The 24,121-nt window shown below is 38.5% G+C and carries 22 protein-coding genes; 17 read left to right on the forward strand and 5 right to left on the reverse strand.

Annotated features, from left to right (window positions below; translation table 11 throughout):
- Nucleotides 1-51: 51 nt before the first annotated feature.
- Nucleotides 52-519 (reverse strand): hypothetical protein, encoded by a 468-nt coding sequence (locus PGN18_RS04340; protein ID WP_335318131.1) that lies wholly within the window; start codon nt 517-519, stop codon nt 52-54.
- Nucleotides 520-560: 41 nt separating this feature from the next.
- Nucleotides 561-2,702 carry a hypothetical protein gene (locus PGN18_RS04345; protein WP_335318132.1) on the reverse strand — a complete coding sequence of 714 codons (2,142 nt, stop codon included), beginning with the start codon at nt 2,700-2,702 and terminating at the stop codon, nt 561-563.
- A gap of 404 nt (nt 2,703-3,106) precedes the next feature.
- On the opposite strand from PGN18_RS04345, the gene PGN18_RS04350 reads away from it, so the two are divergent.
- The 5 genes from PGN18_RS04350 (at nt 3,107) to PGN18_RS04370 (ending at nt 7,605) form a co-directional block, all read left to right on the forward strand.
- Entirely contained in the window at nt 3,107-3,391 is a 285-nt protein-coding gene (locus PGN18_RS04350) for a helix-turn-helix domain-containing protein (protein WP_335318133.1), read from the forward strand.
- A 213-nt stretch (nt 3,392-3,604) separates the two neighbouring features.
- Nucleotides 3,605-4,015, forward strand: a complete 411-nt coding sequence (gene mobC / locus PGN18_RS04355) for a plasmid mobilization relaxosome protein MobC (protein ID WP_335318134.1) — start codon at nt 3,605-3,607, stop codon at nt 4,013-4,015.
- Complete coding sequence (locus PGN18_RS04360; protein ID WP_335318135.1) at nt 4,000-5,250, forward strand: relaxase/mobilization nuclease domain-containing protein; 1,251 nt, start codon at nt 4,000-4,002, stop codon at nt 5,248-5,250. The genes mobC (PGN18_RS04355) and PGN18_RS04360 overlap by 16 nt, the downstream gene beginning before the upstream one ends.
- A gap of 10 nt (nt 5,251-5,260) precedes the next feature.
- Nucleotides 5,261-7,282, forward strand: coding sequence for a conjugal transfer protein MobC (gene mobC, locus PGN18_RS04365; RefSeq protein WP_335318136.1), 2,022 nt, complete (start codon nt 5,261-5,263; stop codon nt 7,280-7,282).
- 44 nt (nt 7,283-7,326) lie between these two features.
- Nucleotides 7,327-7,605 carry a hypothetical protein gene (locus PGN18_RS04370; protein WP_335318137.1) on the forward strand — a complete coding sequence of 93 codons (279 nt, stop codon included), beginning with the start codon at nt 7,327-7,329 and terminating at the stop codon, nt 7,603-7,605.
- A gap of 817 nt (nt 7,606-8,422) precedes the next feature.
- On the opposite strand, the gene PGN18_RS04375 is transcribed toward PGN18_RS04370, so the two are convergent.
- Nucleotides 8,423-8,593, reverse strand: coding sequence for a hypothetical protein (locus tag PGN18_RS04375; protein WP_335318283.1), 171 nt, complete (start codon nt 8,591-8,593; stop codon nt 8,423-8,425).
- Nucleotides 8,594-8,907: 314 nt separating this feature from the next.
- Here PGN18_RS04375 and PGN18_RS04380 point away from each other — a divergent pair, with 314 nt between their 5' ends.
- The 4 genes from PGN18_RS04380 (at nt 8,908) to PGN18_RS04395 (ending at nt 13,722) form a co-directional block, all read left to right on the forward strand.
- Complete coding sequence (locus tag PGN18_RS04380; RefSeq protein WP_335318138.1) at nt 8,908-10,893, forward strand: DUF2779 domain-containing protein; 1,986 nt, start codon at nt 8,908-8,910, stop codon at nt 10,891-10,893.
- Between the two features lie 121 nt (nt 10,894-11,014).
- Nucleotides 11,015-12,247, forward strand: coding sequence for a dGTP triphosphohydrolase (dgt, locus tag PGN18_RS04385; RefSeq protein ID WP_335318284.1), 1,233 nt, complete (start codon nt 11,015-11,017; stop codon nt 12,245-12,247).
- Nucleotides 12,228-12,983 carry a hypothetical protein gene (locus PGN18_RS04390; RefSeq protein ID WP_335318139.1) on the forward strand — a complete coding sequence of 252 codons (756 nt, stop codon included), beginning with the start codon at nt 12,228-12,230 and terminating at the stop codon, nt 12,981-12,983. The genes dgt and PGN18_RS04390 overlap by 20 nt, the downstream gene beginning before the upstream one ends.
- Nucleotides 12,984-13,476: 493 nt before the next feature.
- A complete protein-coding gene (locus PGN18_RS04395; protein ID WP_335318140.1) occupies nt 13,477-13,722 on the forward strand; it encodes a hypothetical protein in 246 nt (81 codons plus the stop codon).
- Nucleotides 13,723-14,875: 1,153 nt separating this feature from the next.
- Here the strand turns inward: PGN18_RS04395 and PGN18_RS04400 are convergent.
- On the reverse strand, nt 14,876-15,973 hold the full coding sequence (locus PGN18_RS04400; RefSeq protein WP_335318141.1) for a hypothetical protein: 1,098 nt from the start codon (nt 15,971-15,973) through the stop codon (nt 14,876-14,878).
- Nucleotides 15,974-15,977: 4 nt separating this feature from the next.
- Nucleotides 15,978-16,784 (reverse strand): RNA polymerase sigma factor, encoded by an 807-nt coding sequence (locus tag PGN18_RS04405; protein WP_335318142.1) that lies wholly within the window; start codon nt 16,782-16,784, stop codon nt 15,978-15,980.
- Nucleotides 16,785-17,021: 237 nt separating this feature from the next.
- Between PGN18_RS04405 and PGN18_RS04410 the strand changes: the two genes are divergently transcribed.
- The 8 genes from PGN18_RS04410 to PGN18_RS04445 all read left to right on the forward strand — a co-directional run bounded on the left by PGN18_RS04410 (nt 17,022) and on the right by PGN18_RS04445 (nt 24,110).
- Nucleotides 17,022-17,405: a helix-turn-helix domain-containing protein gene (locus tag PGN18_RS04410; protein ID WP_335318143.1), complete on the forward strand. Its 384-nt coding sequence runs from the start codon at nt 17,022-17,024 to the stop codon at nt 17,403-17,405.
- A 215-nt stretch (nt 17,406-17,620) separates the two neighbouring features.
- Nucleotides 17,621-18,196, forward strand: coding sequence for a GNAT family N-acetyltransferase (locus PGN18_RS04415; protein ID WP_335318144.1), 576 nt, complete (start codon nt 17,621-17,623; stop codon nt 18,194-18,196).
- 30 nt (nt 18,197-18,226) lie between these two features.
- Nucleotides 18,227-19,153 carry a response regulator transcription factor gene (locus PGN18_RS04420; protein ID WP_335318145.1) on the forward strand — a complete coding sequence of 309 codons (927 nt, stop codon included), beginning with the start codon at nt 18,227-18,229 and terminating at the stop codon, nt 19,151-19,153.
- Nucleotides 19,154-19,389: 236 nt separating this feature from the next.
- The gene (locus PGN18_RS04425; RefSeq protein WP_335318146.1) at nt 19,390-20,244 is read left to right on the forward strand and encodes an RteC domain-containing protein; all 855 of its coding nucleotides are present in this window, start codon (nt 19,390-19,392) and stop codon (nt 20,242-20,244) included.
- 120 nt (nt 20,245-20,364) lie between these two features.
- Nucleotides 20,365-20,901 (forward strand): hypothetical protein, encoded by a 537-nt coding sequence (locus PGN18_RS04430; protein ID WP_335318147.1) that lies wholly within the window; start codon nt 20,365-20,367, stop codon nt 20,899-20,901.
- A gap of 134 nt (nt 20,902-21,035) precedes the next feature.
- Nucleotides 21,036-21,314: a DUF4134 domain-containing protein gene (locus PGN18_RS04435; protein WP_244278882.1), complete on the forward strand. Its 279-nt coding sequence runs from the start codon at nt 21,036-21,038 to the stop codon at nt 21,312-21,314.
- A 2-nt stretch (nt 21,315-21,316) separates the two neighbouring features.
- The gene (locus tag PGN18_RS04440) at nt 21,317-21,652 is read left to right on the forward strand and encodes a DUF4133 domain-containing protein (protein WP_335318148.1); all 336 of its coding nucleotides are present in this window, start codon (nt 21,317-21,319) and stop codon (nt 21,650-21,652) included.
- Nucleotides 21,639-24,110, forward strand: coding sequence for a TraG family conjugative transposon ATPase (locus PGN18_RS04445; RefSeq protein ID WP_335318149.1), 2,472 nt, complete (start codon nt 21,639-21,641; stop codon nt 24,108-24,110). Before PGN18_RS04440 ends, PGN18_RS04445 begins: the two co-directional genes overlap by 14 nt.
- Nucleotides 24,111-24,121: the final 11 nt, after the last annotated feature.

Here is a 24,121-nt window from a genome sequence, read left to right on the forward strand (position 1 = left end):
TTATTATAATAACTTTTATTTGTCTTAATAAACACCATAAAAATACAGCGATTACTTAAAAAAACTTGAGTCAATAACTTTAACTTGAGGTAGACCGATTTCAAGTTTTTCCAGTTGCTTTTTGTCTATGACGGAATCCGATATATCTAAAACTCTTAGATTTTTAAACTTAGCAAGATCAGAAATTATTTTTTCGACATTAGTATTTTTAGGTATTGAAAACTTAAGTTTTTCTAAATTGTCCAGCTTCATCATATTACTGTCGAGATCCGAAATGAATAAACCAACCATATAAAATTCTTTTAAATTTTTACAATCACCTATCCATTTGGGTATTTCTACTTTAATGCCATTCTTTGGCATATTCTCGCCATTTATAACTGGAAAAATTAATGTTGAGTCATTAAAAACATAAATTTTTTCAATCTGATCAGCGTTTTCAAAATTATTTGTAGAAACAAATTTCAAGTAATTGATCATCAAATCTTTTTGATCAGTTTGGCCTGCTGCAGAACTCATAATACTCAGATAAATAGTTAGTAAAGTTAATATATTTCTTATCATAAATTTTTTATCCTACCAAGGATGTCCCAGTATGCTTTGTTAGCGTCAGACCATAAATTTTTCTCAATTCTCAGATATATTTTTTGCTCGTTCTTCGAATTTTTAATGTTGTAAACTTCATTTAGCCTAGCAATAACTTGTTGGTTGTACGAAGAGTTTATCAGCTTTTTCCAAGCATCAAAATCCATTACTAATACGCCAGCGTCAATACCCGAGATGTTAGCTCTATGAACTGTTTGGTTAATGCCAAGTAAAAATGTTTGGTATAATGTTGATTCAGAGTTTCTATTCGCACTATTAGTTTTAATTTCATAGGCAATACGACCCTTTTCTAAAGTTGTGCTATGATTGGGGTCTGGGTACTCCATTTTCTTGCTTAGTGGGTTGCCGTAAATATCCGTGTAATTAACCTGTAATCCATAATAACTGCCTCCAACACCAGGCAAAAAGTGCTCTTGCAGAGCATCTATATGTGTAGTATTGATATAGTAACCAATGTACATGTTTCCTCCGGGACTAGTTGGATATTCGGTAGTAACCCTTTGGGCAAATATTCCTTCTCCAATTGCCCCGATGCCTTTTGCGTAAGCATCTGAACTGGCCAATCCTTTACTATTCAAATGCATGTGTTTCACTGAAGTGTTATTCGCCCCTATTAGTGCTCGGTATATAAATTCATTATAGTTTGCTATAGCTACAGATACCGGATGCGTTTCTGGATAAGTATCTGTCTGAAATCCATTGGTTTTATAAACACCAAAACCATTTGATGAAAAAGTTGTGGTTAAATTAGAGGGAATATTAAGATTTAAAGAAGAATTGTAATTTTCATTTTCACCAACAGCATCATCACTGCTATTTAAAAAATTTCTAAATTGTTGGTTAAAACGGCTCTCGTCTGCACTTAAATACCCAATAACCCATCTTCCGGTTTCTTTTGTTTCGACGGTTTCAGCCTGCAAATAGTTTCTTAATTCTTCAACTACATGAGAATGACTATTTAAAAATCCAACATCCGCATCACTTAAATGCATATCTATGTTGGGATCAGCGTTATAATAATGAATTAATAGTTCAGTTGCTGTTAAAGGAGTTGTAGGATTATTAGGCCCTGGAATGTCATCATCAGGTATCAAAATCTCAGAACAAGGTATTGCATATTCCTGTCCGGAAGGAAGCGGTACCGACGTGTCTATTGGATTAGGATTACATTGTATCGGATTATAGTCTCCCGGATTTGTTCCCCCGCCTCCGTTATGCCCTGGATAGGGCGGTGGGCCCCCACCGCTACTTGGTGGCGTTCCTCCTCCAGGTCCAATCGGCTCGTCTGGTTCAATATTGATGCAATCAACGGTTGTTTCGTATGATATTGTAGTTGTATAACCTTGTCTAGGTACATCTCCACAGGTACAGCCTCCAGCGGCCCATTGTGCGTAAGTATGCCCTTTACAGCTGCAGGTACTAGCACCAGAAGTAATACTATAAGTAGTTCTATAAAAACAAACCTGGTCTCCACCAGTCATAACCGTCCCTCTTATTCCAGACAACTTTTTTGTAGCGATTCCAATTGTAGAAGTTTTATTCAGATTATCTTCACCAAATGCGATAACCCTTTTTATTGTACCGTCCCAATCTCTAACTAAAATTCTACCCTCATATCTTCTGGACACCGTTGAATTGATCCAGTTCATACACGGCTTTAATTCTATCCATTCTGTAATGATGCTGTCTTTTTCATTTTTGTACATCATCATGTAATTCAAGAAGCCGAATTTCACCATCTTCTTATCTGAAACATGAACAGATACTCCCTCTTTATGGAGAGGTGTCAGAACGGCGTTGGTTTTGATGGAAAGGTCTTTAAGCATTGAAGCATCCCACATGGGCTGCTTGCTATTTACAATATCCTGTGCGTCAAAGGAAGAAGTCACAGGCCCTGTACCCATTACCACTTTAGACCTTATCTGCTTTCGGACGTTTTTGTCGAAATAGGCCCTAGCCTCATCAACAGATAATGAACGTTTTAGTACAGGTGAATTGGATTGAAGTAGATCTTTTCTACAACCTTGCGCCAAAAGAAAGCACATCAAGAACAGGCAAGCCACGGCTCTGCCTTTAAAGAGTGTTAATTTTTTCATGGTTAATTTAAATACCCTAATCTGAGAGGAATGATTACCAAACATACTGGGATGAGTGAATTGAATAAAGTGAAAACTTTAAATTTTAGACAAAACCATATAGCACCTATGTCTGGGCTGCTTAAAAACACATTTAGAATCAAAAAATTACACAACTTACTATATTGAACTACGGCGCTAAGAGACAATTTAGTTAAAAAAGTCTTTCTGTTGATTAGTATAATTAGCTCCATTATCAAACCTGTAACGTTCTTAGACTAAACTGTTTTACTATTGAGATGCTTCCCATTATAAAATACTCACACTCGAGCATTTCCAATTTATTTTTAGGTACTACCCAAGTAGTACCCAAAAATTCTCAGCCGTCATCCCCAATTTTGAGTTATCATTTTAAAAAGCATGTTATGGTAACTATTGAATTTATAACCAAAGAAGATCTAGAACAGTTCAAACAAGAACTGTTTTCCGAATTAAGAAGACCGGGGCAAAAACTGCATAAAACAAGTGAACAAAAGGAATGGCTGAAAAGCTATGAAGTCCGCAAACTTTTGAGCATCTCACCTGGAACGCTGCAAAGTCTCCGTGACACGGGGACATTAAAATTTAGCAAAGTCGGTGGATTGATGTTTTACAAGTACGATGATGTGGCGGCTTTGATCGAGGGAAGAAACAAAAGTGCTCGCCACTAATTTTTCCAAAAACAGATCGAAATACTACAATCCCAACAACCATTAATCAAGTAGAAATCCAAGTTCAGCACCACTGTTCTATGGGCTAAGTGCAAACACCCGAGTGTTTGGCAAGATGTATTTTTGTCCACAGGACAAAAAAATCTTGCCGCCCTTATGGTCGGAGCAGCCACTCGGAACTCGTGCCTGCCTGAACTTTTGATATGTGCGAATATGAGTATCATAAACATTGATAAGCGACGGAAAAATCTTGACTACCCCATCAGGACAAGGGTTAACAAAGAAACTTATCAGCGATTGGAAAATCTACTTGCTGGTAGCACCTGCCAAAGCATGGGCGAACTTACCCGCAAGCTCATCACAAGGGAAAAGATCAACTGCACGCATACGGATGTAACCATGAATGCACCCATGGAAGAACTCACCAGCATCCGAAAGGAACTCAAAGCCATAGGAATCAACATCAACCAAATCACAAGGACATTTAATCAGGAGAAATTCAAAGATAACCACAGGCAACAATACGTTCTGCAAATAGCCGAGCTCTACAAGAAAGTAGATCTTAAAGTAGAACGTTTGCTATTTCTCATCTCACAACTTACGGAAAAATGGTTACAAAGATAATCAGTGGAAAGAGCATTAGGGGACTTTTACTCTACAACGAGCACAAAGTCAGTGGTGGCGACGCCAAGCTCATCATGGCCAGCCGTTTCGGTACAGAACTTAATAAACTTGACTTTGATGCCAAGCTTGCCCGTTTCGAGCACCTTACTTTCTTAAAGCCAAATGTCAAAACCAATGCCATCCATATCATGCTGAATTTTGATAGAAATGACAAAATTGACCTTGCAACCTTTCAGAAAATCGCTGCCAGCTATATGGAAAGCATTGGTTTAGGAGAACAGCCCTACCTTGTCTATGAGCACCAAGATGCCAATCACCCGCACCTGCACATCGTTACCACCAATATCAATGCACAAGGAGAAAGAATGGATATCCACGGCATCGGGCGAACCGCGTCGGAAACTGCCCGTAAAGAGCTGGAAGTTGAATTTGGCCTTGTCAAGGCCGAGGGAAGGCAAAAGAGCGAGACATTAGCTATTTCACCTATTGATATCGAAAAGGTGATTTATGGCAAAACACCCACCAAAAGAGCGATCAACAACATAGTTTCAGCCACATTGCGAAGCTACAAATTTACCTCCTTTACCGAATACAACACCATCCTTAAGCAGTTCAATATCACCGCAGACCGAGGGAAGCAAGAAACCATCATGTTCGAAAAACGTGGACTGGTCTATTCGATGATTGACCCTAGTGGTAAACGTATTGGCATCCCATTTAAGGCCAGCCAATTGAGTGGTAGGCCAACGCTCGATAAGGTAGAAAGCAAGTTCGAGCGGAGCAAAGAAATCCGCAAGACCTATAGGGACAGCATCAGGGAACGTATCGCTAAGGTAATTGATCGCTACCAAACCATCACCAAACAAACCTTTATGGAAGAGCTCCTGAAACAGCAAATTGTCGCTGTATTTCGTCAGAATGAGCAAGGCTTTACCTATGGCGTTACCTTTATCGACCATCGTACTAAATGTGCCTTCAAGGGAAGTGATCTTGACAAAGCCTATACAGCAAAGGCGCTTACCCAACATTTCACAATGACAGACCAGCTAAAAACCTACCTGCCTAAAGGTACCCAGACCAATTACCTCAAAACCCCAGAAAAGCTCCAACAAATCAAACGCGAACCGGGCAATCTGCTAGATATGGTTTTGGAAAAACAGGGATTTGACCCGATAGAGCGAGGACTGACAAAAAAGAAAAAAAGAAGGAAGCAGCAACAACAATTAACCCGATAGCCCCATTGTTATGCAGACAGGTGAAGACATCCAAGGATTAAGAAAGATCATCGACTTTACAAGACTGATCAGTATTTTTATACTCGCCATTCATTTTTACCTAAGCTGTCATCAGGCCTTTGCGCAATGGGGCTGGACAGCTAAAATAACCGATAGGCTAATTGCCAATATCGCCAAAACGAGTCTGTTCCAGGGTATGCTGATACCCAAACTTTCCGCACTGCTATTATTAATCATTTCTCTAATTGCTGTAAAGGGCAAGAAGGACGAAAAGATGCAGGCAAAAACTATTATAGCTTATGTATTGACGGGTTTAATACTATATTTCATGAGTGGACTTTGCCTTTACCTTAACGCCTCAGCGGATATCATTGCCATAGCGTATATGGGCATTACTGCTATAGGATATCTACTATTTCTAACGGGTGGCACCTATTTAAGCAGGCGGATCAAAGACAGTTTGAACAATGATGTCTTTAACTCGGAGAACGAAACGTTTCCGCAGGAGGAACGGTTGCTAGAAAACGAGTATTCCATCAACTTACCTGCAAAATACAGGCTGAAAGATAAAGTAAGAGAAAGTTGGATCAACTTCATCAATCCCTTTCGTGGGATGCTAGTGGCGGGAACACCTGGCGCAGGTAAATCCTATTTTGTGATTAGGCACATCATCGACCAGCACATCAGAAAAGGTTTTAGTCTATTCCTCTACGATTTTAAGTTCGATGACCTTTCAAAGATTGCCTACAATAAGCTTTCGAAATATAAAGCTAATTATAAAGTTATGCCCAAATTCTACATTATCAACTTTGACGACCTAAACCGTACCCATCGTTGCAATCCCTTAGACCCCAATGCGATGGACGATATAACCGATGCAACAGAGGCCAGCCGTACGATTATGATGGGGCTTAACCGTGATTGGATCAAGAAGCAGGGAGACTTTTTTGTGGAAAGCCCAATTAATTTCCTAACGGCAATCATTTGGTATTTAAGGAAATATGAAAATGGAAAATATTGTACGCTGCCCCACGTGATCGAACTGATGCAGGCGGATTATGACCGGCTTTTTGCGGTATTGCAGGAAGAGGAAGAAATCAAGGTGCTTGTCAATCCCTTCATTTCTGCGTACCAAAACAAAGCTATGGCACAATTAGAGGGACAGATTGCTAGCGCGAAAATTGGTCTTGCAAGATTGTCGTCTCCTCAATTGTATTACGTATTAAGTGGTAATGATTTTACGCTGGACGTAAACAATCCCAAGGAGCCTAAGCTTGTATGCGTTGGTAACAATCCGCAGAAGCTGCAAGTATATGGAGCTGTGCTCTCGCTTTATATTTCAAGAATGATTAAACTCGTTAATCGTAAAGATCAATTGAAAAGTAGTTTGGTGTTCGACGAGTTCCCGACAATCTACTTCAACAATATGGATAGCCTAATTGCCACAGCGCGTAGCAATAAGGTTGCTACTACATTAGCGGTGCAGGATTTCAGCCAATTGAAAAAGGATTATGGCGCAGAGCAGGCCGATGTGATTACGGGGATTGTGGGAAATATCATCAGTGGTCAGGTTACTGGTGATACGGCCAAGAAATTAAGTGAAAATTTTGGCAAAATTATGCAGGATAGGGAAAGTAAAAGTATCAACAGCAGCGATATTTCGATTTCAAAATCAACCCAAATGGACTATGCCATTCCGGCTTCGAAGATTTCAGCTTTATCTTCTGGCGAATTTGTGGGCATTGTAGCCGATAATCCAGAACAGAAAATTAAGTTGAAGATGTTCCACTGCGAGATACAGAATGACCACAAAGCCATTTACGCTGAAGAAGCCAGTTATAAACCTATTCCTATCATAGAAAAAGTATCGGCAAACGATGTTGCCGAAAATTATAAAAAGATCAAGAGCGATGTGGAGCAATTGCTCCTAGAAGAGTGCAAAAAAATTGAGGCCAAATATCCAAAGGAAAAACAATCTCAGTCAGAAAAACATGCAAATGAACAGAATGAGTCACAAGCTGTATCAATGTAGCAAATTAGTTGATTTATAGAATTATTCGTACCTTTAAAATAAAAATGGCCACGTATAAATATATAATTGACGTAGAAGCAAAATTACCCAATGGTGAATTTGTACGCGGTCCAATAACCACGTGTGATGACAAGTCCTATTTTTTTGTGAACAAATTCAGCAGTTTGGATTTTTATCTAGAGATGAAAAAGGGAGAAAATGGTTGGTACCAGTCTTGCGGGCCCGAGATTCAGCACCCGCAAAGCATGGTAGACGAACTAGGGTTAAATATTGATAAGTTTTTGATTGAGAATCCAAAATTGAACAAAACGGATTTATCATAATTACTATATTTGCTTCCGAGAGTGTTAATTTAGTAAAGCGGGGATGTCATTAATTTGATCGTTCCCGTTTTCTTCTTTTTGTGGATTACCGCCTATTCCGAATATCGATTTTGTATTTTTTTTAGGAACAATATACGACTTGGGACAGAAAAAAGTAAAGAGGCGTATTTGCGGATTACGCCTTTATTCGTTACTTATAATTCGATGTTTTGTCTGGAATTCAGTGTATTTGTGATAATCTTTATGGTTTTTATAAGTAGCGAAAATCAGAAAATATTTTCAATTAACTTCGTAATCTATTGGGGCACACTGTATCTTTTTTATAACAGATCGAAAAAGCAATGACAATTCAATTAAAAAGCACTATTCAAGTATTATTGGAACGCGTGCAATATTATTTCTGGTAGGGGGGAGTTAGGGTTATAGTAAGGAGATGTCGAACTAAATTCTTTTAATTTTTTTGTGGGCGTGCCCCTAAAGGGTCGCGTCTTCCGCTGTATCTCCCTGCGGGAGGATGCCGCTGCACCCGCTCACGCTGCTGTCGATACGGACAATTGCAAAATCCTTCGATCTGAACATTTTATGTGCCTGGTATTTGTGAGGGTTTTCCCATCGCACTTTTGCGACCTATCAGCTTCGCATGAAGTTTTTTGCATCTACCCGTGAGACGGCTTGTGGTGAACCATGGGGCAGTGCTGCAAGTAGAACGGGTAGTGCTAGCCTGTCATTATCTTTGCAGTTTTTTTAATTTTACTGCCCCAGAATTAAACATCAGTTTACCGATTTCTTTTCCCGCATAGGTACAGCCAATTAAGCCTTATTTGGAGAACTTGACCTTTTTGCGGAATGCTTTTTTGATTTCAATCAGTATCACACCGTTGGCGCCTTTTGAACCATAAAGCGCCGTAGCCCTTGCATCCTTTAAAATTTTAATCTTTTCGATCGAGTCGGGGATAGTTCTCCTAACTGCGACGGCCGGATGGTGCAGCTATTCTAGGACTGATCGTCCTAATGTATAAATCTGCTTTTTGTTTTACTGACTAAGGTTGTACTATTAAGGTTTTTTAAAGGTGTATCTTAAAAATTAGAGTAAAAGATATAAACAAAAACACGATAGGTAAAATGAACAATAAAATGTTGCTCATCTTTAAATAAAAAATATATATTTGGGCTTAACACTCTCACAGAATAGATAAAGGGTATCGATGCTAAAGAAAGGTTTGATAGAAACATATCTTGTTTTTTTAACGCTTTATTTTAGTTTTTGCTGTCAAATTCGTGAGTGGACCAAATTAAACTTCCATGAGCGAAAAAGAAAGATATCTGACAAAGAGCCGTTTCAAGCTAGCGCTTGAATGTCCGGCGAAACTTTATTACACAGGCAAACCAGGCTATTACAATAGCAAAATAGATGACCGTTTTTTAAAGGCGCTTGCTGGTGGAGGTTTTCAGGTGGGGGAATTGGCCAAGTGCTATTTTCCGGGTGGTCATGACATTCAGAGTCTGGATTACGAAACTGCTCTTGCTGAAACCAATGCCTTGTTAGCCGAAGAAAATGTAATAATCTATGAAGCAGCTTTTCGATATGAAAATCTTTTCATAAGGGCTGACATCGTTGTCAAAAAGGGAAACCAACTAGACCTTTATGAGGTGAAAGCAAAGTCTATTAAGGATGGACAAAGCGGTCTTACCGGGACAAAGGGTGGAATTGAGGCCAAGTGGAAACCTTATGTATACGACATAGCATTTCAGAAATATGTGGTCAAAAAAGCATTTCCTGATTATGTGGTCAATGCTTATCTCATCTTGGCGGATAAGAGTGCCATAGCAAGCGTGGATGCATTGAATCAGAAATTCGAGCTTGTCAAGGGTGAAAATGACCGAAACGAAGTTCATGTAATTGGGGATGTATCGGAGCAGACATTGGGCAAACAGTTACTTTGTTCCATATCGGTAGATGAGCTCATTGATCCCCTATATGGTGAAGCACCTTTCGATTTCGAAGATGGGGAAAGGAGCTTTGAGGAATGGATCACTTTTTTTTCACGGCAGTACAAGGAGGATTCTATGATAGAAACGCCCATAAAAGCAGGCTGTTCAAAATGTGAATTCAAGGTGCCAGGATGGAATGGAAATGGTGAATTTAAGAGCGGTTACCATGAATGCTGGCAGAATAAAGCCGGCTTTAGTTTGAAGGATTTCGCTAAGCCTTCTGTGATGAACATTTGGGATTACAGATCAAAAGATAAGTTTTTAACGGAAGGCCGTTATTTTCAGAGCGAAATTTCGCCTGAAGAACTCAAGCCAAAAAAGGAAAGAGCCAAGCAGGGCAATGGCATGAGCCGTGTAGAACGTCAAATGCTACAGTTGGATAGATCCATCAAGGGTGATAATTCGGAGTTTATAGATAAAACTGGGTTAAAAGCAGTTCTTGAATCTTTCACCTACCCGTTGCATTTCATTGATTTTGAAACCTGTACTGTTGCGATCCCCTTTAATATCGGCAGAAGACCTTACGAACAGATAGCTTTTCAATTTTCTCATCATGTGCTTGAACGGGATGGCTCGATAAGGCATCAGGGGCAGTGGCTAAATTTGGAGGCGGGTGTATTTCCCAATTTCGAATTTTTAAGGGCACTGAAAGCGCAGCTCAGTCAGGACGAAGGTACCATATTTCGATACGCTGCACATGAAAACAGTGTGCTCAATGCAATTTATAAACAATTAGAGGATTCGAATGAAGCAGACCGTGAAGCGCTTTGTGCTTTTATAAAAACGATAACCACTTCGGCAGGTTCAAGTAAAGAAAACTGGGTAGGAAAGCGGAACATGGTAGACTTAAGGGAGCTGGTCTTGAAATACTATTATTCGCCGCTTACTAATGGCTCAAATTCGATAAAGGATGTTTTACCAGCTATACTGGAACACAGTACTTTCATAAAGGATAAGTATCGCGAGCCAATTTACGGAAACGAAATCCAGAGTCTGAATTTTCAGGGAAAAACTTGGATAACTTTTGATGAATCGGGCAGAGTTATAAATCCTTATAAGACATTGGAATCTACATTTGCTGGGGTGGATCAGGAAGTGCTTGATGGATTCATTAGCGATGAGGACGTCGAAATATCAGATGGGGGCGCTGCAATGGCGGCCTATGCAAAAATGCAGTTTTCGCAGATGGGGAATGAAGAGAGACAGCGGCTGGCTGAGTCACTATTAAAATATTGTGAGCTGGATACGCTGGCAATGGTAATGATTTTTGAACACTGGAAAAATAATATAGAATAAAATGGATTGGAAAAAGATTTTAAATGCTGAAAGGTTAAGGGTTTCTGGAAGAATAAAGGACTCAAGAAATGAATTTGAAAGCGATTACGGCAGGGTTTTGTTCAGTCCCGCCTTGCGCAGGATGCATGATAAGACCCAGGTTTTTCCCCTAACTGCTGATGACAACATACACTCTCGTCTGACCCATTCAATGGAAGTGATGTCGATTGGATATTCACTGGGCATGGATATCCTTAAAAATAGGGCTTTTGTTAAAAAAACTGGTTTGAGTAGAGGGAAACTCGAAAGGATTATCCCAGTTATGCTTCAGAGCGCATGCCTTGTGCATGATATTGGCAACCCTCCATTTGGGCATTTCGGCGAAACAGTCATCAAGGAGTTTTTCTCAAAGCATTTTGCTGAAAATGAAATTGGTACAAAAAAATATGGTCTATCCAAGGAAGAGAAAGAAGATTTCACTTCCTTCGATGGCAATGCACAGGGCTTTCGGATTTTAACCAAATTACAGGTTTTAAATGATCCCTTTGGACTCAATCTCACTTTGGGGGTTCTTGGTGCGTACTGTAAATACCCAAACTATGGAAAAATCGTAGATGGTGATCTGCCAAAGCATAAAAGGGGCATTTTCCAGTCTGAAATAGACTATTTTAGAAAGGTTGCGGATGGATGTGAACTAAACCACGGAGATAGTTATAAACGGCATCCGCTTGCTTTTTTAATGGAAGCAGCTGATTCTATTTGTTACCTGGTTATGGATATGGAAGATGGTTTCAATAAGAAGTGGTATAAATATGAGGATATAAGGGATTTTTTTAAAGAAACTCCCGGATTGGGAAAAGTTTTCAGTGACCTGGATAAAAAGCACCCTGGAGCGGAGTTGGAAGTTACCAGAGTGGTAAAGTTCAGAATAGAAGTTATCAGGAGATTGGTGAAGCTTGCATCAGACAACTTTATATCAAATATTGATTTGATCCACGACGGTACATATAAACATGAATTAATAGAGGATTCAGCGGCAGGTCTGGCAAAAAAACTGCACGAATTTTGTAGGAAGAAAATATTACCGAATAGGGAAATATTAAGTCTGGAAATGACAGGTCACTCGGTGCTTAGCGGTCTGCTTAAATTTTATACAGATTTTCTATTTCATGATGACAAAAAGTACAGAAAAAAAGCGCTGGGTATGCTTTCAAACAGTATTGTCCGAGCTGCTTTGTTGGAAACAGGTAAAGCTGAGTTTGAAGATTTGAATAATTATTATAAACTCCGTGTGATTGTTGATTATATTAGTGGAATGACGGACCAGTTCGCGTTAATCCAATACCAAAAACTAAGTGGACAAAAGATTAGCTGACATAAAAAATAAGGTTGACGCTTCTTCACAGGCATTTTTTCTTCATCTTGATAAGATATTTGAGGACGAGGTTAAAATACCGCTGAATGAACTACAGCATTATACCAAAGTCTATCTTTTCAGTGGGCTGATCAGGAACTATTTTCTAAAAGTTGAGGAATATAGGGACATTGATATCGTTTTAGAGAAAGCTTTGGATATTGATTACTTTTTTGGGGATAGGAAAATCACTAAAAATAGTTTTGGCGGTTTCAAGATTTTTTTTAACCAGTCAGCCATGGATTTATGGTTTATGGAAAATACATGGGCTTTTAAAAATAGTCATAATACACTGAATTTTCAGATCAGAGAAAATATCCCCAGAACAGCGTTTTTTAATTTTTCATCCATTGTATATTTAATTAACTGGAAGAAGTTCTATTATACCGAACACTTTCTCCGGTTCTTAAAATACAGGGAATTGGATTATGTAGAACCGGCAAATGCAAACTATGGGCTCTGTGTGGTTAATACATTTTATTATGCGGACAAGTACAAACTCAAAATTACAAAGCGTTTGATGGAACTTATTCTTAAATTCCATAACAGCAATAGATTTGATTACGATGCCATTCAAACAAAACATTTCGGTGAAGTACTCTATCAGTATGCTGAATTGGAAAAGCGGCTATCGCAGCCAGAAAAAATAAAAACAGTGCACTTGGTAGGCGGGTTCGGGCTAGATAAATGGAAATAAAAGTATAAGTGTCATGCTATGGAATAAGTACGAAAATTTTCTGCTGCATGAATACTGAGATCAACAAGTGCAGCGGTTCGCTTCCGGTTTATGGGCGGAAAACGGCCACTTATGAAAATATGTGGCCGTTTTAATGATGATTTACGATGCTAGGAGTGGATAATTATTTTTACTTTTTCGAAATTCCTCGGTCATAGCCTTATTAAATTCTTTTGTTAAAATTTCTTTGACAGCCATTGCATGTGTTGGCCGATCCGGATTTGTAAGTATTAGAACAAAAGAGATACACAACGTCCCAAAAAATATGATATATTTATTCATTAATTTAGATTTTACGTAAATATAACTTTTTCCAGTTCAATACAAAGTTCAATGATATAAGTCTTCTCGGCTAATCTGAGCTGAGCGAGTCCTAAAAAAGCTAGATGTAAATATTAAAATCTGAAGAATTAGAAATCTCAAAATACAGTTCAGAAGATAGAATAACAAAAAAATGAATGATAAAACAAATGAACTCGACAAAGTACTCTCCACCAGTTTCAGAGAATTAGGATTTAATTCCGCATTTTGCGAATTAAGTGAAAGGATGGGTTTTAGAACATTAAAGGATGTTTGTTCAATTTCCCCGCAAAAACTAATTAACAAAAAAGAATTTACATATACCTGGCTAGGACAGTTAGCTGATTATATGGACAAGAAAGGTATACTGTACTTGCTTCAAAATCCATTTAAATCGTAGATGATTTTTTCCTCCAAATAGAAATCATTCTATTACCATTTGGTTCCTACTAGGTTAGTAAGTAACTTAAAAACTGTGGTGTAGGTGACAAAAATCCTTATCGTTTCATTGACATTAAATACCACCTTCGAATGTACAGAGAACATACCCACCAGGGCCTATCGAACATACGATTGCCAAGGCAAAGATCTTTTTTTTGCCTTTGAAATTGTATAGACGAACTCGTTTGCGAAACTACGGTACCGCTAAGAAATTGTATTTTATTTTCAAATGGATTGAAACATTAGAGGTTACGAAAACCCACATGAAAACATTAGTGAGTGTGAATTTAACCCCACCCTACGGCTGTACAAGCAGCCTCAAATAATTGTTTTATTTTCCACACATAATAGTTTGTAACCTTTCTAAATTTGTCAAATAGCATCCATATGCATTTAATTTTGTATTCTACACAGCATTTTCCTAGCTGTTAAGGCCACCTGAAACTGTATTTTGCTTCCAAATTGCGGCCACAAGAACTTGTTTGCGAAATTATGTGCACCGCTAAGAGATTGTATTTGCATTCAAATGAGTCAAAACATTACAGTTTACCAAATCTCAAATGAAATAATTAGTGAGTGTTCATCTAACCTCACCCTTCGGCTGTACAAGCGGCCTCTCATATTTCTTTTCAAAGAACTTTTAGCATTGGGCTTCACGCTCTTATTTAATAAGTAATGTGGTACCGTCAAGAAATTGTACTTAGTTTTCAAATGAATTGAAACAATTAGTGAGTATTAATTTAACCTCACCCTATGGCTGTACAAGCAGCCTCTGATAATTAATTTATTTGCAAAGAATTTAGTACCGTTGTTTACTTACAGATCATTTTAATTCAGCATTCGCTTGTGTATTTGCAATTTTTATTCAACGTAGCTCTGACACAGATAATTTATGAGACTTCTCCATATACCATTTCTCACATGTTCTGCCAGAAAATTGTATTTGCTTTCAAATGGAGTGGAACATCATAGTTTACAATTTAAAAAACCTAAATCAAACAATTGGTGAGTATTAATCTAACCTCACCCTATGGCTGTACAAGCAGCCTCAAAATGATGACTTCCCTTCGATGAACTATTGACTTCCAAAATGCAGACGTTAAATTATGTTATTACTCCACGATCACCTGAATTCCTGCTTTTGCAGCTTTATAGGCGATCTTGTCTTTCAAAGTGTAATAACTCCAATTTTGCAGGAGGAAGGCATCATTTTTAGCTATTTCTTCTTTTTGCTCTTGGTTAATAAGTAACAATGTTGCAGCCTGATGTTTTACGCAGATGTCAATCAGCATCCGGCTATATACGTGCAACTTGTATTCTACATAACGTTTTTCTTGATGCTGATAATCTACGAGACTTTTTCTTTTACGTTTGCTTCCGTGGCCGCCGCGATTAAATTTAACAGCTTTTTGTACACGATAGATGGCAGATTGTATAGCTAATCTGCGATGTAAAAATTCTTCCTTTGTACCAATTATATGCTCATGTTGTCCAATTTTAACATTAATAGGGTGTTCTATGCCCAGCGAAGCTTCTGCAATGATAGACGTATCTAATTTATGCTGTTCTTTATCCACCTGAATGGCTGCGAGTAGAAATATCTTCCCCTTATTCAATTGGATATTGCTAACGCAAAGCTTCAAAGTTCCGTTCATAATCTTTTCAAGCATTACTTTTTTATCGCTTCTGTCTTTTCCTAGATATGTTCTAAGCGGAATTTTGAAAAGCTTAAATGAAAAATTTCTTTTGTCTGAAGTGTAGACAAACTTCGAGATTACGCTTGCTTCAAAGGGCATGGGAATGTTTTTTTTATAGTTTCTTAGCGATTTTTCACCTTTCCAATAAGCTGACTTTTCCTTGTTGAAATAGGAAATTAGGGTATTGTTGAGGTTGCTAAGGATATTGGTTGGTATTTGTCCTTTAAAGTGATTGGAAAGTAACCGATAAGTGGTGTTTTGACGAGAGGACTTCAAAATGCCATTTTGTTCTTTTTTTTCATCAGCAATTTTGAGCTTAACGCCTTCTGTTAGATAAAAGAAATCCTTCACCTGCTCCTGAACAAAGTGATGGCTCATTATCATATTTGCGGATCGATAGGTGATCCATTGCCAGTTGTAAAGCTGATCCTTCATCTTTTTCACTTCCTCTTTGTCCTCAGAATCAATAAGTAACTGAATTTTTCGCGTAATTACCATTTTATTACTTTCCATAACCTTACATTTTTACTTTCTTAATTTTGATACTTGCGCCTACAAACACTTTTTTGATATAGCCCTGATCCAGATTCGAGGCAGAAGAAATCTCCTCGAAACTATATTGCAGTTGATAGCGCATATGGAGGATTGAAGATTGTTCTTCATTTAAATCCCCTTCAAATCTGAACCTATTATTGTTTCCAACGATCTCCAGCTTTTGGCTATTTGTAAAAATGGCCTTAAGGGATTCAAGTGTCTTTTCCACTTTTGTTGCAACCTGATAGTCAGAAATCCCTCCGATATGCCACGCAATTCGGTCATAGTTGAATGAGTATTTTAAGCATAACCTGACAATTAATTGTTGATCTTGAGTGAGGTTGGGGATCAGTGTTTTTAACCTAGTCCACTTTTCCTTCAATTCATTTTCAAGTTCTTCCTGACAAATTACCTCCATGTCCTCTTCAATTTCAGGATCATGTCCAAAAATAAAGTCATCATAATTTTCGATTTCATCAAGTCTTAGCATATTCCGCTGGAACCTCTTATTAGACGCCCTGTAATATGCCTTGCAGGCCTGAGTCGTAAGCTTCTTAATAAACGGCTCAATACGGTCCGGATCATCAATACTTTTTCTAACCAGCCATAGCCTTAGAAAAGCTTCATTAACTATGCAATCCGCGTTGATATCATCCTTGATGTATCTAAAGCTATAGAAATATAGAGCTGGGTATAATCGTTTGTAGAAAAACTCTAGCCCTTTCTCATCACCTTCTTTGAACCTCGCAAAGTTTGCATCTTGATTTTGCTTCTTTAGGGTCTTTTCCATAACTCTCTTGTAATTATTATTCATGGTAGGTAGATTAACGTTAGCATTTATAATAGAAAGTTGCGCGTCTACGGTTTCGCCTCTGTTTTTAGGAATGATATCGTCATTATGCATACCTTTAGATTTACTTGTTATGCAAATTTCCAGAGTTTATTTGCCGTAACCTACCAAAACCGGTGGTTTTTTACCACATAGGGAGAGTATAATACTCACAGTAATTTTTTTTATATTTGTTTTATGGAGACCAAAGAGCAATTTAAAAAGACACATTTAGGCAGAAAAATCAGTCGTATTCGGGAGATTAGAGGCATTAAACAAGATGCTTTAGCTATGGAATTAGGCCTTAGTCAACAGACTATATCGAAGATTGAGCAGAGTGAAGATGTAGATGATGAAACATTAGATAAAATATCTAAGGCTCTGGGAGTAAGCTCTGACGCAATCAAAAATTTTAGTGAAGAAGCTGTGGTCAATATTATAGCGAACACTGTAAATAATCATGATCAATCAGCATCGGTATTTATTAGTCCTAACTTTAATCCTATCGACAAGATTGTTGAACTCTACGAACGCCTCTTGAAAAGTGAGCAGGAGAAAAATGAACTATTAAACAAGAAATAGGCAGTTACTTCAAGATAACATAGCCCATTGTTATGGATGACAATTACCGTAACAATGGGCTTTTTAATTTTCGAATCAATCGTCTCGCTAAAACTTTCAATGATGTCAATTTGATAAGCATCTGGTAGTCAATAAATATTTCAAATTAATGGTATCGTTTTTGTTATATGTAGTTTAAATCTTATTAAAATTGATTAAAAATTAAGACTACATGTATGTTAACAGCTACTTACGCAGATAAAAATAAAGTAATTGATATACTCTCAAAATCCTTTGAAAACAACCATAGCGTAAATTACATTGTTCAGCAGGACAGCAAAGTCAGGGAGCGTATCGAGTTCTTAATGTCCTATTCATTTGACATCTGTTACGCGTTCGGCAAAGTATTTCTCTCAAACGACAAAAATGCTTGCGCACTAATTTTATTTCCCGACAAAAAAAAGACTAATTTCAAATCTATTCTTTTAGATATTCGACTTATTCTTAATACTATAGGCATACCTAATATCGGTAAAGCCCTTTCAAGAGAATCAAAAATCAAAAAACTTCAACCCAAGTTCTCCATATATTATCTGTGGTTCGTTGGGGTAGACCCAGCAAGTCAAAAACAAGGAATTGGCTCAAAATTATTAGAAGAGATCATTGCAGACAGTATGCAGATGGATAGACCGCTTTATTTGGAAACTTCCACACTGCTAAATTTACCCTGGTATCAAAAATTTGGCTTTAAAATATATGATCAGCTCGATTTGGGCTATAAACTAATTTTTTTAAAACGCGACTCACAGTAATAGTGACGAGAAAGAGAGGATTTAAGAACTATGCTAGTATTTGGCACAGAGATGCACATCGTGACCTTCATGTTCGTGATTCTGGAAATCGCTATGTTCTTTTATCAGAGTGTATATTACTTATTTAGACCGCAAGAAAAGAGTAGATTGTGGTATACAATTCTATTATTCCTACTCATCATTTATAATACTACGGGAGGCCTGTTTCCCGATCCAGAAATTAATCTTTCTATCAAAGCACAAAATATTATCGCCTATGGTAGCGGTTTTCTGGTTGCCTGTTATTTTCCATATTACTTTTACAGAGGCTTTGGGTTAAGGAAGTTACGATTCCATGCAATATATGGTGTTCCATTATTCTTGATAGCGCCTTATGTTGTTTTTTTCGTTATTGGGTATTGGGTTGATGAAAATCTGGATGATGCCATTAAGTTTGGAACATTCATTCCCTTTGTTTACGCTTTTGTTGTGTTAACGGCCATACTTAGAGCAATTTGGATTAAATATTTAAAAGACGGCGAAAAGCGTGATATTGTGGAAATGCTTGCGGTGTATTGTGCGGTTGCCCCATGGCTATCAATGCCAGTATTATCTTATCTGCATGTATCTCAGTTAACAGAAGTGCTATTCACCAATACAGGGTTTATCATCATTACCATTATATTTATCAGGCGTTCAATTACTACGGCTAGAAGAGAAAGCAAATTGCTTTTGGAAATAGCTTTGCTATCTTATGATGAGAAGCTGATAGAAGCTAATGGTAAAAAGTTCGGCCTCACAGCTAAAGAGATAGAAGTAGTAAAAATGATTTGTCAGCGACTAAAATATAAAGAAATCGCAGAACGCTTGTTTATATCACCCCGAACTGTCGATAAACATGCTGAAAACATCTTTAACAAAACAGCTGTCAATAACCGCGAAGAACTCATCAAAACAATGAGTTACAACCCAATCTAAAATCCGAAAAAGCCTTTTCAGTTAAAATACGTAGTGATTACGTAGCAAAATACGCTATGTCACTTATTTCAATTTTTCCTCTTGTTCTACAAATTTGCTTCATCAATTTTTGGTATACATCAATATATCTGCAAACATTAACGTGAATTGCCTATGAAGCGAAGCTTACCTTTTCCCTGACCGTTTTGGTAGCTAAATAATTAGCTGGCGGCAGGAGTTACTTAATCCATATCAAGATGATTCAAAAGTTTAGTGAGAAGCTTTATCAAAAGCTTGAACGAGAGTTAGAACAAATTGCTATCGAGGTCAGCGACCCGCTATTAAAGATGAAAACAGCTCTAAAGCCAATTGCATTTGCATTAAAGCAATTGCGGAATTTCCTCAATGAGAATCCTTTCAGTGCAAAGGAAGATGAAATACGATTTTTCAAGTACATAAAGCCTAATTTCTATTGTTGGCAAATATATTTTACAGAGTTGTATATCATTGAAAGCAGAATACCTGTAGGCGAAACAAAAGTCCGACTAGAACATTTCCGTAAAGAATTACTTTTCATAGAGAGGTTCTTTACCCAGTATCAGTTTCATTATCAATATTACAAGCTCAACGCCAATGAATTGGACGACCTGTATTTTATTAGAGGTGTAGAGATTCAGAGTGTTCTCTTACCCGAACTACCAGATCCAGATCCCAATTTTTCTACCAACAGCGATTATCTATTCGCGAAGATGAAAGCATATGAGATGCTTAAAGATTGGCTTGAGCATAAAATAATGGAAGTCAAAAATCCCGATTCTAAAAACCAAAATTCTATTGACACTAAATTGAAGTGGACAGGAGATACAATTAATTTATTGGAAATAGCTTATGGATGGTATTTTACCGGACAGATCAACGATGGAAAAGCAAACATTATTGATATTGTTAAAACAATAGAACAAGTATTTAAAGTAAATATCGGCAGGCCGTATAGAAGGCTATCAGAAATTCGCCAACGCAAACGGTTGAGCCGAACGAAATATATAGATGAAATGGCTTCAGCAATCACTAAAAAATTAGATGATGAAGATGAGTACAAACCTGCTTACTAATGCACTTTTCAAATAAATTTTTAGGTAGGTCACTAAGTAGTTGTCAATCAAAAAATCGTAGCCTTTGAAACTTTGCTTCACCGTTAGGACACAATGTAGTGTTCTACAAAAAGCAAAGTTATGTTACAAAATTTCACATGGCAACATTTTCTGGTTGCCGCCTCGGTACTTACCCTCGTTTGGTACTTGGCCGTCATCCTTCTGTTTTACCGAAGGAAAGTTTTAAATCTGCTTGGCAGGCAATCCGAAGCAACTAGTGATAATCTGAAGGATACGGCTCCCTTACCGCATCGCTGGGAAAAAGGCGTTGATATTTTAGCCGATCAGGATGAATCAGAAGTGATGGGAAAGGCGAAATTACCTGAAGGGATGTTTCTCTTGAGTAGTGCAGATTTTGGATTTGCGGGCACAAAAGGAAAAGACAAGGAACAGCAATTGGGATTGGTTCCAGATATCCTTCAAGATATCAGACTAGTGTTTAAAACACTTGCGGAAAAGGACGGTAAAAAAAAGGACTTTTTTATCATGTTCGACCAGATGAAAGGTGTATATCCTAAAATGGCTGGTCACCCTAACATCACGCAAATCAACGAATTCATCTTAGACCATGCTTCTTTCCATCTCACGCTAGAGGAACTGGAAAATCTTTGGGACTAATATCACATTTCAATATAATCTATAAGTCGATGAAAAGAATAAAAAAAGTCATTTCGTTTTTTAGAATGCATTTGGGTATGGAAGCTACTCATATCCCGTACAGTCCAAGGCAACAAGCCTTGCTGAAGACACTTATGGTGTTGGCTTTAGCTGTTACTTTAAATTACTGTTTTGGACAAGACGGCAATGCGGGCATCGCCGAGGCAACCAACAAGGTAAAAGGTTATTTCGATACCGGATGCGACCTGATGTATGCTATCGGCGCAGTAGTAGGTATCATCGGCGCTATTAAGGTCTTTAATAAGTGGAACGCCGGAGAACCAGATACCAATAAGGTTGCGGCTGCTTGGTTTGGTAGTTGCATCTTTTTAGTGGTAGTGGCTACCGTGCTTAAATCTTTTTTCGGGATATAGCTATGGCCAGTATTTATCAAATCAACAAAGGGGTTTCCAAGCCGATAGTCTTTAAGGGGCTTAAGGCACAGTACATTGCCTATCTGGCAGTTGGACTTGTCCTGCTGTTGATTTCCTTCGCTGTCCTCTATATTTCTAGGGTAAGCCTACTTGTCATACTGCCTCTGGTGGCGTTGCTCGGCATAGGGCTTTTTGTTTCAACTTTCAAATTGAGCCATAGGTTCGGCGAACACGGGTTGATGAAGTTCCTAGCCAAGCGCGGCCTTCCGAAAACACTGAAGTTCCGTTCAAGACGGCTATTCACACAACTTAAGTACAATCATCATGGTAGAAGCTAAAGACATATTGCCGATCTATAAAGTGGAGCATAGCTGCATCCTTTCGATGCAGGGTGATATAACTATCGCTTACAAAGCAACGCTCCCCGAAATATTTACCCTATCTGACAGGGATTATGAAGCTTACCATCAGGCGTGGGTAAAAGCGATAAAAGTGTTGCCGACTTTCAGTATCCTTCACAAACAGGACTGGTTTTTAGAAAGTGGCTATAGAGCTGATTATGAAAAAGCTGGAAATGCTTTCCTTTCAAGAGCAAGCGAGAAGTTTTTTAATGAACGTGAATGCCTTGATCATAGCTGCTACATTTTCTTAACGAGGAAGCCTTCCGGTAGGAAACTTTCCTCATCGGCCTACAGCAATATTTTGCGAAAAAGTATTGTGCCTGCTCAAACGGTCAATTCGGTATTATACAGCGATTTTCTGGACAGTACGGGCCAGTTCGAGCGAATACTCATCGATAGCGGATTTGTTTCGCTCGCTAGATTGTCTGATGATGAGCTTACAGGTACGGCAAATAGTGCGGGTATTATCGAAAGGTATCTTTTTCTTCTAGGAGAGGCACAAATGCCGATACTGTCAGATATAAAGATAAGGGACAGTATTGAGGTGGGTGCTAAAAAAGTGGAAGTTTACACGCTATCGGATGTGGAAGACTTGCCCTCGATGTGCGGCAGCCGTATCAACTATGACAAATATTCTACCGACCGAACCAAATTTTCAATCGGCTTTGCCAGTCCATTGGGTAGTCTTTTGAACTGTAGCCATATTCTGAACCAGTTTGTTTTTATCGAAGATGCGCAGAAGACCATCAAAAAGTTGGAGGCCAAAAAACTCCGCCTGCAATCGCTTTCGGGCTATTCCCGAGAAAATGCAATATCCCGTGATGCGGTCAATGATTTTTTAGATGAGGCTATTGCTACCCAAAAGTTGCCAATTAAAGCACATTTCAATGTGGTCGCATGGTCGGAAGATGGTACGAAAACAAAAGACCTTAAAAATCTTGTGGGCTCGGCTATGGCTGCTTTGGATGCGGTGGCTAAAAGAGAGACAGACGGGCAAGCGCAAATCTGGTTTGCAGGGCTTCCAGGCAACGAGGCAGATTTTCCGATGAACGACACGTTTGATACTTTCGTGGAGCAGGCTACCTGTTTCTTTAATCTGGAAAGTAATTACAGGTCATCGCTTTCTGCCTTCGGTATGAGAATGGGCGACCGTTTGAGCGGTAGACCAGTGCATGTAGATATGTCGGATGAACCGATGAAGCTGGGACTGACCACCAATCGCAACAAATTTATTCTTGGGCCATCCGGTTCGGGCAAATCTTTTTTTACTAACCACATGGTCAGGAGCTACCACGAGCAGGGTGCACATGTGGTACTAGTGGATGTAGGCCATAGCTACAAGGGATTGTGCGACCTGGTGGGTGGCTACTATTTCACCTACTACGAGAAAGACCCTATTAGGTTCAATCCATTTTATCTTACCGATGGGGACATATTGGATACAGAAAAGAAAGAGAGCATCAAAACCTTATTGCTTGCCCTATGGAAAAAAGATGATGAGACTTTCCGCAGATCAGAATATGTTGCACTATCCAATGCCCTGACCTTGTATTATGCACATCTGGACAGGAACGCAGATATCTTTCCCTGCTTCAATTCATTTTATGAATTCTTGCAAAGTGAATATTTGCAGGTGCTAAAAGACGGTAAGGTTAAGGAGAAGGATTTTGACGTGGATAATTTTCTGTATGTACTCAATCCCTATTACAGGGGTGGCGAGTTTGATTACCTGCTCAATGCCACCGAGAACCTCGACCTATTGCACCAGCGCTTCATCGTATTTGAGCTGGATGCTGTAAAAGACCATGCTATTCTGTTCCCCGTAGTTACGCTGATCCTGATGGAGATGTTCATTTCAAAGATGCGCAAACTGAAGGGCATTCGCAAGGTCATACTTTTAGAGGAGGCCTGGAAAGCGATAGCAAAAGATGGTATGGCAGAGTATATAAAGTATGTCTTCAAGACTGTCAGGAAATTTTTCGGAGAGGCCATTGTGGTTACCCAAGAGGTAGAAGATATCATTTCCTCGCCAATCGTAAAGCAGGCCATCATCAACAATTCCGACTGTAAAATACTACTTGACCAATCAAAGTACCAGAATAAGTTTGACCATGTACAGGAACTTTTGGGACTGACCGATAAGGAAAAGGCGCTGATCCTTTCAATGAACAAAGCGAATGATCCCAAGCGAAAGTACAAGGAAGTCTTTATCTCATTAGGCGGACAGTATAGCAAGGTCTATCGTACCGAGGTTTCGCCTAGCGAATATTACGCTTACACTACCGAAGAAAGCGAAAAGATGCTCGTTCAGGAGTATGCCCAGAAATATGGAAGTATCGCAAAAGGCATTGCCATGCTCGTGGTCGATATCGAACAGCAAAATTGTAAACCCTAATTAAAAATATC

The organism is Pedobacter terrae (assembly GCF_036946585.1).
In the GTDB taxonomy this organism is placed as follows: Bacteria; Bacteroidota; Bacteroidia; order Sphingobacteriales; family Sphingobacteriaceae; genus Pedobacter; species Pedobacter terrae_C.

What these genes read in the sequence shown, in the direction of transcription:
- PGN18_RS04445 (WP_335318149.1), top strand. Translation starts at nt 21,639, where the DNA reads ATGGTAGAAGCTAAAGACATATTGCCGATCTATAAAGTGGAGCATAGC.
- PGN18_RS04425 (WP_335318146.1), top strand. Translation starts at nt 19,390, where the DNA reads ATGATTCAAAAGTTTAGTGAGAAGCTTTATCAAAAGCTTGAACGAGAG.
- PGN18_RS04395 (WP_335318140.1), top strand. Translation starts at nt 13,477, where the DNA reads ATGAATGATAAAACAAATGAACTCGACAAAGTACTCTCCACCAGTTTC.
- PGN18_RS04430 (WP_335318147.1), top strand. Translation starts at nt 20,365, where the DNA reads ATGTTACAAAATTTCACATGGCAACATTTTCTGGTTGCCGCCTCGGTA.
- PGN18_RS04415 (WP_335318144.1), top strand. Translation starts at nt 17,621, where the DNA reads ATGTTAACAGCTACTTACGCAGATAAAAATAAAGTAATTGATATACTC.
- PGN18_RS04410 (WP_335318143.1), top strand. Translation starts at nt 17,022, where the DNA reads ATGGAGACCAAAGAGCAATTTAAAAAGACACATTTAGGCAGAAAAATC.
- PGN18_RS04405 (WP_335318142.1), bottom strand. Translation starts at nt 16,784, where the DNA reads ATGGAAAAGACCCTAAAGAAGCAAAATCAAGATGCAAACTTTGCGAGG.
- PGN18_RS04380 (WP_335318138.1), top strand. Translation starts at nt 8,908, where the DNA reads ATGAGCGAAAAAGAAAGATATCTGACAAAGAGCCGTTTCAAGCTAGCG.
- PGN18_RS04360 (WP_335318135.1), top strand. Translation starts at nt 4,000, where the DNA reads ATGGTTACAAAGATAATCAGTGGAAAGAGCATTAGGGGACTTTTACTC.
- PGN18_RS04370 (WP_335318137.1), top strand. Translation starts at nt 7,327, where the DNA reads ATGGCCACGTATAAATATATAATTGACGTAGAAGCAAAATTACCCAAT.
- PGN18_RS04340 (WP_335318131.1), bottom strand. Translation starts at nt 519, where the DNA reads ATGAGTTCTGCAGCAGGCCAAACTGATCAAAAAGATTTGATGATCAAT.
- PGN18_RS04400 (WP_335318141.1), bottom strand. Translation starts at nt 15,973, where the DNA reads ATGGAAAGTAATAAAATGGTAATTACGCGAAAAATTCAGTTACTTATT.
- mobC (WP_335318136.1), top strand. Translation starts at nt 5,261, where the DNA reads ATGCAGACAGGTGAAGACATCCAAGGATTAAGAAAGATCATCGACTTT.
- PGN18_RS04435 (WP_244278882.1), top strand. Translation starts at nt 21,036, where the DNA reads ATGGTGTTGGCTTTAGCTGTTACTTTAAATTACTGTTTTGGACAAGAC.
- PGN18_RS04420 (WP_335318145.1), top strand. Translation starts at nt 18,227, where the DNA reads ATGCTAGTATTTGGCACAGAGATGCACATCGTGACCTTCATGTTCGTG.
- dgt (WP_335318284.1), top strand. Translation starts at nt 11,015, where the DNA reads ATGCATGATAAGACCCAGGTTTTTCCCCTAACTGCTGATGACAACATA.
- PGN18_RS04350 (WP_335318133.1), top strand. Translation starts at nt 3,107, where the DNA reads ATGGTAACTATTGAATTTATAACCAAAGAAGATCTAGAACAGTTCAAA.
- mobC (WP_335318134.1), top strand. Translation starts at nt 3,605, where the DNA reads ATGAGTATCATAAACATTGATAAGCGACGGAAAAATCTTGACTACCCC.
- PGN18_RS04440 (WP_335318148.1), top strand. Translation starts at nt 21,317, where the DNA reads ATGGCCAGTATTTATCAAATCAACAAAGGGGTTTCCAAGCCGATAGTC.
- PGN18_RS04345 (WP_335318132.1), bottom strand. Translation starts at nt 2,702, where the DNA reads ATGAAAAAATTAACACTCTTTAAAGGCAGAGCCGTGGCTTGCCTGTTC.